We start from the raw sequence: 14,185 nt of genomic DNA on the forward strand, positions 1-14,185 counted from the left end.
GGCACGCTTGAATATGGGGTTCGAGTTTGATGGAAATAAATTTTCAAACGAAGGAATCAGTGTACGGGAATGATTGAATCGTTAAACCTTGTGAAGGAAAAATGGAGACTCGGAGAAGCAGTGATGGAATTATTTTTTCAAAAGCACGAATTAAATCCCAGAAAGATGGAATTATTTTTTCAAAAGCCTGAATAACTCACTCGAATGAAGGATTCCTCCAGGCAGCCACTCCACCATCCCCCCCAATTTGCCGCGAAAACCAACCTCCTTCATCATCCAGTCCTACTCCGCGTCAAACAATCTTGAACAAAAACAACCGGAACCACTCAAAGCGCAATCCCGGTTGTTTCTCTTATCAAATGAGCACTAATCCAAGCCCAATCACAATCCCGCTTACAAACAAAACGATTAAACAAAAGCCCATGATATCCTTTGCTTTCAGTCCTGCAATGGCAAGTGCCGGCAGGGCCCAGAATGGCTGGATCATGTTTGTCCAGGCATCTCCCCATGCGACTGCCATCGCTACTTTTGCAGTACTCGCATCGAGAGCAATTGCGGCATCCATCATGATCGGCCCCTGTACTGCCCACTGGCCTCCACCCGATGGAACAAAGAAGTTAACAATGCCTGCGCTTAAGAAAGCAAACAGTGGGAAAGTTACATCTGTTGAAATGCTGACAAACATATCAGACATCATTAAGGTCAGTCCTGATGCTGTCATCATCCCCATGATTCCAGCGTAAAAAGGGAACTGAATAATAATGCCCCCTGCTCCTTTCACCGCATTTTGCACTGCATTTAAATAGCGGCGCGGTGTTCCATGGAACAGGATACCGAGGAATAGAAACAGAAAGTTAACTAAATCAAGATTCAGGGCGAATCCATTCTGTACAAAATAATAGGTCAGAAAAGCCAGACCCAGCACGCCTATGACCATTGATAAAATCCAGCTGTTTTCAAGCTTTTCTGCAGGTGTTAAAGGCTCTGCCATTGTAACAGCAACCTCATCTTCTTCCAGAACAGCAGGATCAACGGTGACGGTATCTTCTTTTGCCGGCATCATCAAACGGTTAAGCAGCGGCAAAATCACAATAAGTGCAAGAATAATAATCAGATTGTAACCCGCGAAAATCGTTTCACTCGTTGGAATGATCCCAATCTTATCTACTAACGGATGCCCCTCTGTTGCAATGGATAACGGAGTGGAACCTGAAAAGCCGGCGTGCCAGATCAGAAAGCCTGAATAGGCACTGGCAATCAACAGGCGGTAATCCACCCCCTGCACTCTTTTCGCCAGTTCTTTTGCAAAAAGCGCGCCAATGACAAGTCCAAACCCCCAGTTAATCCAGCTGGCAGCAAGTGAAATCAGCGTTACCCAGATGATTGCACTGCCAGGTGATTTTGCCACGGAGGCCAGGGAACCAAGTCCCTTTTTAAAAATCGGACTGCTTGCTAATACAAATCCGGTTACGAGAACCAGAACCATCTGCATGGAAAATGCTAAAAGTGCCCAAAAACCTTCTCCCCAAAAGGCAACCATTTCTACAGGTGTTGAACCGGTTAACCCGATCCCGAGCGCAAACACAACAAGCGTCAGGATCACGACAAATAGGAACGGATCCGGCAGCCAACGCTCCATTAATGAATTGGAAAAACGAATCACTCTTTTCATGCTGATTTTCTCCCCTTTGTTCAGTTTTTCAATTTCTCCACAGCAGACACTATTCGACACTGAAAATGAAAACCCTTTCATTTTTAAGGAAAAGTTTGAAATCAGCTTTATATAGATCAATGTAAGAAAGCTGCTCTCTTATTTAAGGACGGCGGCTTTTCTATGTTTTGCGGATGAAGAAGTAGAGGTTCGCTGGATTTTGTGTGAGGTTCGTAAAATAGGGTACGTCTTTCGCAAGATAGCGGTGCACGTTCGCAGGATATGAGACCTGTTTCGCAAGATTTTAGTATTGGTTCGCAGAATTGTGACCATATACCTATTACTCGTCTACAAATAATGTAGCGTGTTACATTTCCTGAAACTCCTTCTGCGAATATTTCTACTTCCCGAGGGTCATACTGAAAGGCAGATTAAGGGATTGAAAGGTGATGGATAACATGGAGAAACGACCAGCATATTCCTCCTCATACTGGCTGGAGGAAGAAAATCAGGCAGGAACATTTCCGCCGGTTCAGGAGGATCTCGAAACAGAGATTGTGATTGCAGGAGGTGGATTGACCGGCATTACAACGGGCTATTTGCTGGCTCAAAAAGGTCATAAGGTGATTATTCTTGAAGCACGTGAATTGTTCAGTGGTACAACCGGCTATACAACAGCTAAAGTCACTGCTCAGCATGGACTCATTTACGACGAGCTGATTTCACATATTGGATTAGAGGGCGCACGCAAGTTTTATGAAGCCTCCAATCAGGCATTAAATTTCATCAGCACTTACTGCAGCAGTCAATCGGAAAAGTATGATTTTTCATTCCAGGGTGCCTCTGTTTTTGCCACAAATGATGATGAACAAAGACAAATTGAATTGGAACAGAAAGCTTATGAAAAGCTTGATATTCCATTTGAAATTGCCAGTGGGCTTTCATTTGATGCCACCGCTAAAACGGTTTTAACAATGAAGCAGCAGGCTCAATTCCATCCGATCAAATATTTAAAAGCACTTTTAGAGGAGTTTATTCAATTGGGCGGAAAGGTATTCGAACACTCTCCTGCCGTCAGTGTCGAGGAAGGCAGTCAGATGAAGGTTGTGACGGCAACTGGACGAAAGATCACGTGTCAAAAGCTGGTTGTGGGATCACACTTTCCATTTATCGATAAAAAAGGTGCTTACTTTTCACGTCTTCAGCCACAGCGATCCTACCTGATTGCGGTTGAGCCCCAAAATGAATTCGAAGGTGGTATGTATATCACAGCTGGCAACCCCGTCAGATCTATCCGTCAGGCTGCAGGTCAAGATTCATTTATTATGCTCATTGGTGGTGAAGGTCATGTAACTGGCCGTGAATCAAATACCCTGTCCAATTACCTTGCACTCGAAGCTTATGCTGACGAAGCTTTCGGCATTAAACAGTATCTTAACAGATGGTCTGCACAGGATCTAATAACACTCGATAAAGTGCCGTATATCGGTCCAATTAATCAAAGCTCTCCAAACATTTTCGTTGCCACAGGCTATCGTAAATGGGGAATGACTAACGGAACGGCAGCTGCCCTTTTACTGTCAGATTTAATCGAAGAAAAAGATAATCCTTATATAGATCTATTCACACCGTCCAGGTTTAAGGCAGATCCGTCTGTTAAACAGGCATTCGCTGCCAACATGGAAGTAGCGGGTGAACTCATCAAAGGAAAACTGGAACCTGCTGATAAAACGCTTGATGAGATGGAAAATGATGAGGGAGCCATTGTGAAAGTAAACGGACAGAAAACAGGCGTCTATAAGGATCCTCAAGGTCAATTTCATGCTGTTGATCCGACGTGTACGCATATGGGCTGTGAATGTAACTGGAATGACGGTGAGCGTACATGGGACTGTCCGTGTCACGGATCAAGATTTTCCTATACCGGTGAAGTCATTGAAGGGCCTGCTTTTATGTCCTTAGAAAGCATTACCATTGATCAAACTGAGTAAAGTCGTCCGACCTGCACATAATACGGACTGACTTAACAAAGTCAATTTGCTTACAGGGGGATTATAAATGGGAATTTTGAGCGGGTCACCAAAAGATGAACCAATGCATTACGGGGAAGTGTATGGCGTCTGGACTGCACTGTTAACGGTAAACGGCAATGTCGCCGCTTATCAGACAATGCGTAACCACGCAGGAGACCGGGATCTTCAGGAACTTCTGGAGGAAGCGATCAAACTAGGCGAACAGGAAAGCCGCCAGCTTGAGGAGCTGCTTATTGAGAACCAGATTCAGGTTCCTCCTGCACCGCCAGCCCGGGCAAAGGCAAACCTTGATCAGATTCCGGACGGCGCACGTTTCCAGGATCCTGAAATTGCAGCATCGCTTACGATGAGCACAGGAGCCGGGATTATCGCAGCGAGTCAAATGATCACCCAGTGCGTGCGTGAGGATATTGGACTTATGTTCGCACAACTCCACACACAAAAAGTCGCATTTGCGGCGAAAAACCTGCGAAACAGCAAAGAAAAAGGCTGGCTGATCCCACCTCCACTTTATCAGGTAAGAGAAGTGGAATATCAGCGTTAATGCCTTAAGAAAGAGCTGGAACAATACTCTTTTTTGAGCGTTGTTCCAGCTTTTTTAATTCCAAATGCAATGTGCAGCAAGTCAAATTCAATCCCGCACCATGAAAAAGACCGTTGCAATGGATACAGAAAGTTGCATTTCCAAATGCACTATCTCTTCAGATTTTCCCTATCGAAAAACCTTCGAACAATAAACCTCCGTGAGTCTGGAGACTTTCTTCCACAAGCTTCTTTACTGCTGCTTTATCCCCACTCGTATATAGCTGATCAAATGCTTCAGTGAATGCCTCTGCATAATCAGGATCGAAACGCTTCAGCTCACGAATCATCCATTTTGAAGACCCTATCCATCTATTGTTCACTCTCAGCATAAATTCCTGTAAGAGAATCGAGAGCTCAGCTGTGATCATTATGTCTTCCCCTCGATCATTTGAACCCATCAGATCGTCCAGCAGATCAGTGATCATATATCGTTTAAGCGCAACTGTCGATTCACTCCATGGTGCCGGGCCCTTTTTTAACATCAGATCCGCTTCCTTTCTGATCTGATCCAGTTCATTACTTCTCTTTAAAACGATTCCACAGGCGACCATATGCGGCATGGAAGGTTTTCCATGTTTACAGTCGTCCTCAAAAAAGTGAACATATGAGTTTAAATTATGTACGAAAACTTCAATAGGCCAATCGTATTTAATCAAAGATTCCCGATAGGACTGTTTGATTCCCGGATCAAACACCACAATATCAAGATCAGACGTTGGAGTAGCCTCCCCTCTTGAAGCGCTTCCTGCTAAAACAGCTGCATTGCAATCAGGGAAATACTCATTAACAAAAGCTTTTGACGCCTGAATTGGATCTAATCTATTCATCATTAACACCCCTACTTGTCTATTATTTCCCCGGAAATAAATGTACATTTCCAGATGGAAGTTTGATATGATAATTACTCCTAATTTCTTCTATAAATGAGGTGAAACTTTGAATCTTGAGATGTTACCGGTTCATACGCAAGAAATAGTTAATAAGGCCAATAGTGTCTTCCTAAAACATATTGGAGAAGATGTGCTCTGTTTAATCCTTCATGGTTCTGCTGTTAAAGGTGGGGTTATTAATGGATCCAGCGATTTGGACCTTAAACTGTATGTTAAAGATCAGCTTCTCAAAAATGGGAACCTCCCTGCAAAACTGATCTTCGATATTCAAAGAGATCTTCAATCCATTAACTATGAACCTTTTAACTACATTCAATGTGATGTTCATAACGATCATTTGCCGGATGGCTTTATCGGACCAGTTCCCGGGAGTTATGTAACCGTGTCCGGGCATTTACCTGTCCCTGAAGCAACCCATGAGCAATTAAAAGAAAGTGCTGTTGTCTCATTAAAAGAATTAAAGACAGCTCCGCCTTTTCTCATGAATCTGCTTGATCTCGGGCATGAAAGAATTGATCGTACCGTCAGACTGATGAGTACCCAGCTCTTTCCTTTACTTTACCAGGTTGTTACGTTGACAGAACAGGATTCGATCCGTGTGTGGAACCTTCCTAAAACAGAACTGGTCCCCCTGCTCCCTACAACTGAACTTCAGGAAATTGCAGCAGATTTTTTTGATCAATTAACAGCTTATTACGTTCAAAAGAGCGACGCCAAAGCTCTAATCCTGATTGAAACAGGTGTGGATTTTTTCATAGAGTCAAAAAGCTGGTTTGAACGTGGTTACCTCCTGAATAAAGAGAGATAATTGTTTGATATTCTCCCTTTCAAGATCTGATTCTTTTAAAGTACCTTTATAGCATTTTATTATCTGTAGGATGATCTGCCTGTAAGAAGCGGGAACTTTATTAAGGGACCATTCAGCTCCTTCAAGTTTAGAGCAGATGATCCCCTCGTGTTCATATCGCCAGTAGCGAAGCAGATTAAGACTGCAGTATATCGGATCCTCTGTTATGTGTAGCAGGCAGTCCTTCATTTCGCTTTGAAGAGTTATCAGCAAATCTTCCGAATTGTATGAAGGAAATGCGTCTTTTACCGGTGGACCAAAAAGTGTTAAACCCGCCTGATGAAGAACTGCAAGATGTGCCGTCAGATCCGGATCAACTCCGCTATTTAAAAAGGAGTCTAATACTGTTTTCTCTTCAAATATTGGACGCCAGATTTCACTGTAATGGTATTCATATGTAGCGGGATGAATCCACTTCTCAAGCGTCTCCACTTGTAAAAAGCTTATTTCTATAGGAAAAGGCTGATTTGATGTTCTTAGTATAAAATCAGTTAATTGTTTCGCCTGTTCGTTTGTCATTCGTTTCGTGATAACGCCAATTAAGTCAAGATCACTGCGATGATGCTGAAATCCACCGAGTGCCATAGAGCCATGAAGATATATTCCTTTAAGGGTATCTCCAAGAATATTTTTTAGTTCTTCTGTTATATAATCTATTTTTTGTATGACACTCATTACAATCCCCCATTTCCTATAAATGTATTTTATCAAACTTTTATTCTATCTTCACTACACTATCGTAAAGGACTGATCTTATGAGAAATCGCGGCTCTGTTATTTTGATTGATCAAAATCGGATAGCATTAATAAAGCGGGTTCGTTCGGGACAAACGTATTATGTATTTCCTGGTGGTGGAATTGAACCTCACGAAACCCCTGAGGAAGCAGCAAAGCGGGAAGCTTTTGAAGAGCTTGGGATACGCGTTGAGCTTGGAGAACTTTTCACGACCGACTATTTTGACGGAAAACAGTATTTTTACCTGGCACACAGAGTCAGTGGCGTTTTCGGTTCAGGTCAGGGAGACGAATTTAAACAGGGGGATAACCGGGGTTCCTATGAGCCAGTCTGGTTGAAGATAAGTGAATTACCTCAACACAATGTGTTACCGGAAGAAGTAGCACAAAAACTTTATCAACAGGGGGAAGCCATATGTTCGATCAGCATGGGTACGAAATCAAATTAGAATGGGGACGGCGTGGAGCACGTGAAGCGGCTGAAAGAGGAGATATTATCATTATCGTTGACGTATTAAGTTTTTCATCAACAGTCACAGCTGCTATGAATGTACAGGCAACCATTTTTCCCTATCCGCCGTCACAAGACGGTAAGCGTTATGCAAAAGAAAAAGACGCAGAGTATATTTTAGGAAGAGCAGAGGCAGCCAAACGCGGACTGCCCACACTCTCTCCTGTTACCTTTGGCAGCGAACATGCCAATAAACGTTTTGTTCTGTCTTCTTTGAACGGAGCTCATTGCACCTGGCTCGCAGCAGACGTTCCCGCTCTGCTGATCGGATCCCTCAGAAATGCAGCAGCAACGGCAAAGGCAGCTAACGAACTTCAAATGAAATTAAGAAAAGACATCACCCTCGTACCATGTGGTGAACAATGGAATCAGCCATTGCAGCATGAGGATTCATTACGTCCATCCATTGAAGATTATCTGGGAGCAGGAGCCATTCTCGCCGGACTTACAGGACGCATCTCACCTGAAGCAGCATTGTGTAAAATGGCTTTCGAACATGGAAAAAGCGAGCTTGGCGAGCTGATTTTCGAATGCGGAAGCGGCCGTGAACTGCGCGAGCGCGGATTTGAAGCCGATGTGCACTACTGTAGTCAATTAAACGCAGATAACGTTGTGCCCATCCTGAATAAGGATCATTTTATAAAGTATTAATCCTGCCTGAATGCATCCTGACAGTAGCGCCGGAAATTTTCATCCTTTAAAATCGCTTTTTGAAATTCATTGAGAGATTTCGAGAGTCTCACCTGATCGAGTAGCATGAGCTGATCAGTAAAAAACGCCGCTTCTGTCCGGTTTCCTTCAAGGTCGGTTGCATACATAGAGAATGTCAGCACCATGGCTGTTGATCCGCCCTTTTTACCCGCATGCTTCAGCCATGTTTGGTTCTCAGGACTGCTCATCAGCGGTTCAAGTAATGGATCAAGATGCTCATGAACCTCCTGACTGAAAAATGTTTTATCATTGAGCTTTTTCATAAAATCGGCATAGCTTTTCGCATTTGACCGTGGCAGGCGATCAGACCAGATTTTCTGAACATCCATAATCAGACTTTTGACCAGCATAAGCTTTTTATCTTTCGGTAAAGGCTTTTCCAACCATTGGTTCATGATCTCTACAGCCTTCTCACGATATTCCTCCAACGGCATATCGCGAACCTTTGCAATCGCGCCAGTCAGCGTGATGTTTTGTTCCTCCATCAGTATGTAAGGGATGGCGAGAGCAGGTACAAACGGATAAATGTCTTCATGATCCGCAATTCCAATTTCAGCAGGAACCTCATTCACCCGCTCCAATCCTAAACGATGTAAAAGATAATCCGTATTCGCATTAGAGCTGTAATGCATCATTCCTTCCGCAACCTGAGCCAGCGTCACCGGGTCCTGATTGTTGATTTCTGACAGCCATGCTTCATGTGCCCCACCGTCCGTTTTACGAATAAAAAAGGAATTGAGCGTTGACAGTGAAATCTTTTCATTCGGATCAATTTCACCTGCCGCTGCCTGTTTCGCATAGGCAACAGCAATGATCATCTTTGCTGTACTGGCCAGAGGCAGCATCTTTTCCTCCTGATAAGAAACAACTGTTTCGTCATTTCTCACAATTTTAACGGCTGTATACTCTTTATTTTTCTTGATAAATTCAACAAACGCTTTTGGTGACATTCCCCGTGTTTTCATCATCAGAAATACGACACCGAATGCGATAAAAGAAACGAGTAAAATCGCTCCTATTGATACCCAATTCATGAAACAAACACTTCCTTTATAACAATATTGGCCATATAGCTAAAAAATCCGTCAATACAACTCGACGGATTTTTACACATACCAACATTATATAATCTGCTTTCCCATTTGACCAATTGCATAATGAATCCCATGCTGTAATGTCTGGAAGCAATCAAACCTCCCCAGGTTTACACCAGTTTGGGTGATTTCAACTGCCAGCCCTGCTGACAAACCTACCAATATTGTTTTAGAACCGATCAAATCAGCTGCTGAACCTATTTTCTCCAGCAGACTCGTTGTAAGATGATCTACACTTCCATCCAGCCCGGTTAGATCAAGAATCAGATAATCAGCTTTATATCTCGGAAGCTTATTTAATGTACTATAAACTAATTCCTCTGCTCTTTCTTCATCATATTTCCCCAGTAAAGGAACAACGACAACACCATCCAGTACAGGAATCACAGGAGATGAAATTTGTTTAATGACTTCCCTGAGACCCTGCGTCTTCTCTTCAACCATTCTCTCCAGCTCATGGATTCTCGCTGATTCCTTCGCTCTGGATAACTGGTGAATGTTTTTCTTTACCGTCGTGACGGATGGAAAATAATCAACAATCATCTGATCATGACCGTGTAACTGATCCTCTTTAATTTCAAACCAGATATTTTCATCCAACAGCCTCGAAAATACACCTGCGTAATGAGCAGCCAAAAATGGTCCTGTGGAGCTCTTCCCCTGTGAATGATTAATCCTGTACTCCCAGCTGTCTTTTATGTGAATAGAGAAGGTCTTTTTCTCTTCGTTAAGATTAACGACTTTCGCAAGTCCCCACCCTACCGCAGCATAAGTATCTGTAATCTTATGAGCAGCCTCTGCAGCGGTCAGTCCGTCAAAATAATCACCAACCACGGTACCCTGGCGAAAACCGGCTACCTCAAAAACCAGATGGGACGCTTCCTGTCCGGAAATTTCTTCGATGGTATCGAAAAACTCCTTCATCGCATTGCGAACCCAGAAAACGATTCCTTCCTGCCCTTCAAAATGGAAGATCCCTTTTTGCATATCCCATTGAAACTTACTTCCTGCTACATCAAGCTTTTCACCATAGTCTGCCATGTCATTCACCTTTTTTATTGTGACTTAAATTCACATTTCCCTCCTAACATAACAAAAAACCACATGAAAAGATCTATTTTTTATAAATAAAAACGGTCATGCCTGCTCAATGACTTCCTGATACTCATCCCACACGAGTTCTTGCTGATGACGAATCTGATCGCGCTGCTTTTGGAGATTTCCAATGGCTCTGGTAATTTTGGCTTTTGTGTCCTTCACTTTGCTAATCGACTCATTAATCCGGTTATGAATCGTCCACTCTGAAAAAATATCGTCAAGAAAGTAGTCTGCAAACGTAATAAACGATCCTCTTTCCACATCCATAGACTCAATCGATGCATCTTTAACATCCGTTAACTCAGCTTCAAAACGACGAAGATTCAGCTGAGCCTGATGAAGGGCATTTTTCGATTGATCCAGATCGTTATGTTTCATGGCCGTAACGATCATACCGCCCCCAAGAAACGTATCCCATGTAGACATGCCATGAGCAGAGTTCAACTTACTTAAGGCAAAATCCAATGATGATTCAGCTGCGTTACCCGCCTGAATCGCCTCTTCAATCTCATCAAGAAGTGCCCCCAGGTCTGCATATTGATTTAAGTGAAGATCAATCTCCCTTGCTTCTTCAAAGTTATTCAGTTTAATCCAATGCTCTTTTTCTTTTAAAAACGCTTCCCATTCATCAGATGCTGTCTCATAGGATCTGAGCTTCTCTTCGATTCCGTTCAGATCAATCCTTAAATCCTCCAGCATCTGTTCATGCTCATTCAGTTTTAATTCAGCCTTAGCTGCTTCATCATACTCTTTTTCCCTAAGCTCTTCATGCGTACCATTCCATTTGCGAACAACGTTTACTAAAGAAAAGCGATCCAGTTTATGCAGATCAAGCTGCTCTTTAGATAGACTTTTCTCAAGCTCTGCCTTTTTGTCTTCATGTTCCCTGAACTGCTTTTCAATCGTCAGGAACCGTTTTTCCAACCTGTCTTTTTCATCCACTCTTTTTCGAAGCTCAATCTGTTTTTTATCCATATCTGTTTTCAACATAATCTCCTCCGTTATCAATGTAATAATGATACGGTTTAAAATGGAAGAAGTTCCTGATTTAATGGAAATATTCTAACTTCTCATAAAGATCTTTGATATACTGAAATTACCAAATAAAAGGAGGGTATGGGATGGAGCGTTCCAAACTTATTCAAACAAGCTGGATCATATACGGTACTGCGCTTTTTATCGGGTTGATTTTTGTTGGGTTTATCTTTGTGGAAACAGCAGACACGGAAGCCGGTTCAGATGGTGATCAATCATATTTCGCATTTTCAACAGAGGAAATCAGCCTGTATGCAGGAATCTCACTCTTCTCTATCGCATTGCTTATGATCCTGTGGAACAGAATGACATCTCCCTACAACGTGGCTGCATTAACTTTTGTTACTTCCCTTTTCCTTCATAACCTGATCCTTTCCGTTACTGTGGGGTGGGTCGGATTAGGGGCCATGATCATCCTTATGTTCGGAACGTTAATCACCGCAGCTATGTTCACGTTTATCTTCATAGCTGATCGAAAGCTCAAAAACCAAATACTTGTTGAGGAGTGAACGTATGTACTGGGAAACCATGCCTGAATGGTTCTGGATTATTCATTATCTGTTTTTTCTCATAAGCCTCGGTACGGCTGTCTTTAGCTTATTTAAACGACAAAGGATCAAGCTGTCTGTCTTCACTATGATTGTTCTTGTATTCTTGCCTGTCGTCGGGTTCTTTTTCAGCGCTTCTGCCTCAAGGTCATTAACACAAACGGAATATGAGTTTTTATTCACTCAGCTTCAGGAAGGCTCAGGGACAGCCATCTTAATCGCTCTTGGTTATCTGTATTTACTGTTCTGGTTAATCAGCTTTTTCATTAAAAGTGCTCCTAGTTTTATTGGCAGGACGAATAGTGAAGTTAACTAAAAAACGTGCCTGATCATTCCTGACACGGCCTTGCGGTGAGCTTTACTGCCGTAAGTGCCTTCGGAATGACCAGACACTTTTGTTTTCAATCAATCCGGGTGCTCGAGTGCTGATCTGATGATTGTTCTATTAAGAAAAATAAAACATATTCAAGCATTTTATACCTTGTAATAACCTTATCGAATAACCAACATTTTATTTCTTCTGCATCAAAACAGTCCACAGAAAATCCTCACCAAAAACAGCTGAAGGCTGCTGGATTTTTTTCATTTGGCGGATGTCTGTGATGTCAAAGTGACTTTCAAATAATGAAATGAGCCGTTCTTTTGAATACCCGATTCCCCTGTTCATACTTCGCTCTTTATAAATGTCATAATCACTTGTCGCCACAGCACCGTCTTCATTGAAGCAAATGAGCCCAAAATGCCCGCCATCCTTTAATGCTGATTTAACCAGGTCAATATAAGATAACCGTCTATGAGGTGCAAGGTGATGGAATAAGCCGCAATCGTATATCAAATCATATGTATTTTCCTGAAGAGAAAGTGAAAAAACCGACTCGCAAATAAAATTAATGTCCACACCTTCTAATTCCGCTCTTTCTTTTGCCCAATTAATCGCACCTTCAGACAAATCCACTGCGTCCACCTGACAACCCTGCTTCGCCAGATAAATCGCATTTCGTCCGGGACCGCACCCCAATTCCAGCACTTTTACAGGTTTAGTCATGCAGCCCTCTATAAAAGCTGTCAGATTTTCATCCGGACCATCACACGTAAAAAAAGGAATATCCTTCGTGCGGTCTTCATAAAACGATTCCCAAAATGGCTTCGGCTCCCTCAAAAGATCATCCAGCGCTTCGTATAAATCTTCATTTGATAAAATAGATTTCATGAGTCATTCTCCTTAAATTTAAAAGTATTAAAGTCAACCATTCAAATGTTATAAATTTACTGTACCACAATCTGACAAACCCGACTCGACGATACAAAAAATTCGATATTCAGACAAAATAAAAAAGAGGGACCTCCCCTCTTTTTGACAAGCTATTTCACTTTTAAATAATGATCAACGGATTCAATTTTTTATTTTATACTCTTCATAAATGTCTGCTGGTTTTACAAAACACTCAGTGCCGGGGACATCCGAAGACTCCTGCGGCAGTGAAGCGACAGGTGAGACAGATGTGCGTAGCACAGCTGGCTCACCGCGCGGCCGCGGAAAGCGAAGGATGTCTCCGGCACGGTTTCAGGAATCCTATCAAGTAAAATAAAGCAAATAAATCACACCTGCCAACACAATCCGGTAAATCGCAAACGGAATCAAACGAATCCGGTTAATCAGCTTCAGGAAAAACTTAATCGACACAAGCGCAAACACAAACGCACTCACAAACCCAACCGCAAAAAACGGCAGCATATCCATCGTAAAGTACTCCCATTTACTAAGCAGCGAAATCCCGCTGGCTCCCATCATAATAGGCACAGCCATAATAAACGTAAAATCAGCCGCTGCCCGGTGACTGAGTCCAAGCAGAACTCCTCCTGAAATCGTTGAGCCGGATCTTGAAAATCCAGGCCATAAAGACAGGCATTGAATCAATCCGATCGATAACGCCTGCTTATATGTAATCTTATCAACCGTTTCAACCTTCACTTTTTTCCCGCTGAAAAGATCAGCAGCAATCATCAGAAAGGCTCCAACGACAAGTCCGATCAGTACCGTTTCCAGCGAAAACAGATTCTCATCAATATAATCTTCGAACAAAAGTCCAAGCACACCTGCCGGAAACAACCCCACAATGACGTGGGTCAGCCGAAGCTTTCCAGTCTCTCCCCTTGTCTCTTTGTTCAGTCCCAGCAAATCAATAAACCGCTGCCTGAAAATCACAACCACCGCTAAAATAGATCCCAGTTGAATAACCACTTTGAACGTATTGGCGACGGGACTGCCAAGAAACTCTGAGGATCTCAGCCATAAATCATCTACCACAATCATATGACCTGTTGAAGAAACCGGTGCAAATTCAGTTAACCCTTCCACTAAACCGAGCAAAAAAGCGACAAACAGCTCCCACATACTCATTCTATGCAATCTCCTTTTAAACAGATGAATTGATGTTAAGATATAA

The 14,185-nt window shown here is 42.6% G+C and carries 15 protein-coding genes; 7 read left to right on the top strand and 8 right to left on the bottom strand.

Annotated elements, in window-relative coordinates; genetic code table 11:
- Positions 1-355: 355 nt before the first annotated feature.
- Positions 356-1,672 (bottom strand): short-chain fatty acid transporter, encoded by a 1,317-nt coding sequence (locus E2491_RS14100; RefSeq protein WP_134376273.1) that lies wholly within the window; start codon positions 1,670-1,672, stop codon positions 356-358.
- A gap of 437 nt (positions 1,673-2,109) precedes the next feature.
- Here E2491_RS14100 and E2491_RS14105 point away from each other — a divergent pair, with 437 nt between their 5' ends.
- Both E2491_RS14105 and E2491_RS14110 read left to right on the top strand, forming a co-directional pair.
- A complete protein-coding gene (locus E2491_RS14105) occupies positions 2,110-3,642 on the top strand; it encodes an FAD-dependent oxidoreductase (RefSeq protein ID WP_244093967.1) in 1,533 nt (510 codons plus the stop codon).
- Positions 3,643-3,709: 67 nt separating this feature from the next.
- The gene (locus E2491_RS14110) at positions 3,710-4,228 is read left to right on the top strand and encodes a DUF3231 family protein (RefSeq protein ID WP_134376275.1); all 519 of its coding nucleotides are present in this window, start codon (positions 3,710-3,712) and stop codon (positions 4,226-4,228) included.
- Positions 4,229-4,385: 157 nt separating this feature from the next.
- On the opposite strand, the gene E2491_RS14115 is transcribed toward E2491_RS14110, so the two are convergent.
- Complete coding sequence (locus tag E2491_RS14115) at positions 4,386-5,099, bottom strand: nucleotidyltransferase domain-containing protein (RefSeq protein ID WP_371414485.1); 714 nt, start codon at positions 5,097-5,099, stop codon at positions 4,386-4,388.
- 106 nt (positions 5,100-5,205) lie between these two features.
- Here E2491_RS14115 and E2491_RS14120 point away from each other — a divergent pair, with 106 nt between their 5' ends.
- Entirely contained in the window at positions 5,206-5,967 is a 762-nt protein-coding gene (locus E2491_RS14120; protein ID WP_134376276.1) for a hypothetical protein, read from the top strand.
- Here the strand turns inward: E2491_RS14120 and E2491_RS14125 are convergent.
- Positions 5,920-6,681, bottom strand: a complete 762-nt coding sequence (locus E2491_RS14125; RefSeq protein WP_134376277.1) for an aminoglycoside adenylyltransferase domain-containing protein — start codon at positions 6,679-6,681, stop codon at positions 5,920-5,922. The genes E2491_RS14120 and E2491_RS14125 overlap by 48 nt on opposite strands.
- A gap of 80 nt (positions 6,682-6,761) precedes the next feature.
- Here E2491_RS14125 and E2491_RS14130 point away from each other — a divergent pair, with 80 nt between their 5' ends.
- Positions 6,762-7,190 carry an NUDIX hydrolase gene (locus E2491_RS14130; protein WP_134376278.1) on the top strand — a complete coding sequence of 143 codons (429 nt, stop codon included), beginning with the start codon at positions 6,762-6,764 and terminating at the stop codon, positions 7,188-7,190.
- A complete protein-coding gene (locus E2491_RS14135) occupies positions 7,157-7,903 on the top strand; it encodes a 2-phosphosulfolactate phosphatase (RefSeq protein WP_134376279.1) in 747 nt (248 codons plus the stop codon). The genes E2491_RS14130 and E2491_RS14135 overlap by 34 nt, the downstream gene beginning before the upstream one ends.
- On the opposite strand, the gene E2491_RS14140 is transcribed toward E2491_RS14135, so the two are convergent.
- From E2491_RS14140 to E2491_RS14150, 3 genes are all read right to left on the bottom strand, one after another.
- Positions 7,900-8,997: a serine hydrolase gene (locus E2491_RS14140; protein ID WP_244093968.1), complete on the bottom strand. Its 1,098-nt coding sequence runs from the start codon at positions 8,995-8,997 to the stop codon at positions 7,900-7,902. The two genes, E2491_RS14135 and E2491_RS14140, sit on opposite strands and share 4 nt — an antisense overlap.
- An 87-nt stretch (positions 8,998-9,084) precedes the next feature.
- Positions 9,085-10,098: an STAS domain-containing protein gene (locus E2491_RS14145; RefSeq protein WP_134376280.1), complete on the bottom strand. Its 1,014-nt coding sequence runs from the start codon at positions 10,096-10,098 to the stop codon at positions 9,085-9,087.
- A gap of 96 nt (positions 10,099-10,194) precedes the next feature.
- A complete protein-coding gene (locus tag E2491_RS14150) occupies positions 10,195-11,145 on the bottom strand; it encodes a hypothetical protein (protein ID WP_134376281.1) in 951 nt (316 codons plus the stop codon).
- Between the two features lie 131 nt (positions 11,146-11,276).
- On the opposite strand from E2491_RS14150, the gene E2491_RS14155 reads away from it, so the two are divergent.
- Both E2491_RS14155 and E2491_RS14160 read left to right on the top strand, forming a co-directional pair.
- Complete coding sequence (locus tag E2491_RS14155; protein ID WP_134376282.1) at positions 11,277-11,699, top strand: hypothetical protein; 423 nt, start codon at positions 11,277-11,279, stop codon at positions 11,697-11,699.
- A gap of 4 nt (positions 11,700-11,703) precedes the next feature.
- The gene (locus E2491_RS14160; protein WP_134376283.1) at positions 11,704-12,054 is read left to right on the top strand and encodes a hypothetical protein; all 351 of its coding nucleotides are present in this window, start codon (positions 11,704-11,706) and stop codon (positions 12,052-12,054) included.
- Positions 12,055-12,249: 195 nt separating this feature from the next.
- Here the strand turns inward: E2491_RS14160 and E2491_RS14165 are convergent, their stop codons facing one another.
- Complete coding sequence (locus E2491_RS14165; RefSeq protein ID WP_134376284.1) at positions 12,250-12,948, bottom strand: class I SAM-dependent methyltransferase; 699 nt, start codon at positions 12,946-12,948, stop codon at positions 12,250-12,252.
- Positions 12,949-13,314: 366 nt separating this feature from the next.
- Positions 13,315-14,133, bottom strand: a complete 819-nt coding sequence (locus E2491_RS14170; RefSeq protein ID WP_208528083.1) for an undecaprenyl-diphosphate phosphatase — start codon at positions 14,131-14,133, stop codon at positions 13,315-13,317.
- Positions 14,134-14,185 lie beyond the last annotated feature (52 nt).

It is taken from the genome of Jeotgalibacillus sp. R-1-5s-1 (assembly GCF_004405105.1).
GTDB lineage: Bacteria > Bacillota > Bacilli > Bacillales > Jeotgalibacillaceae > Jeotgalibacillus.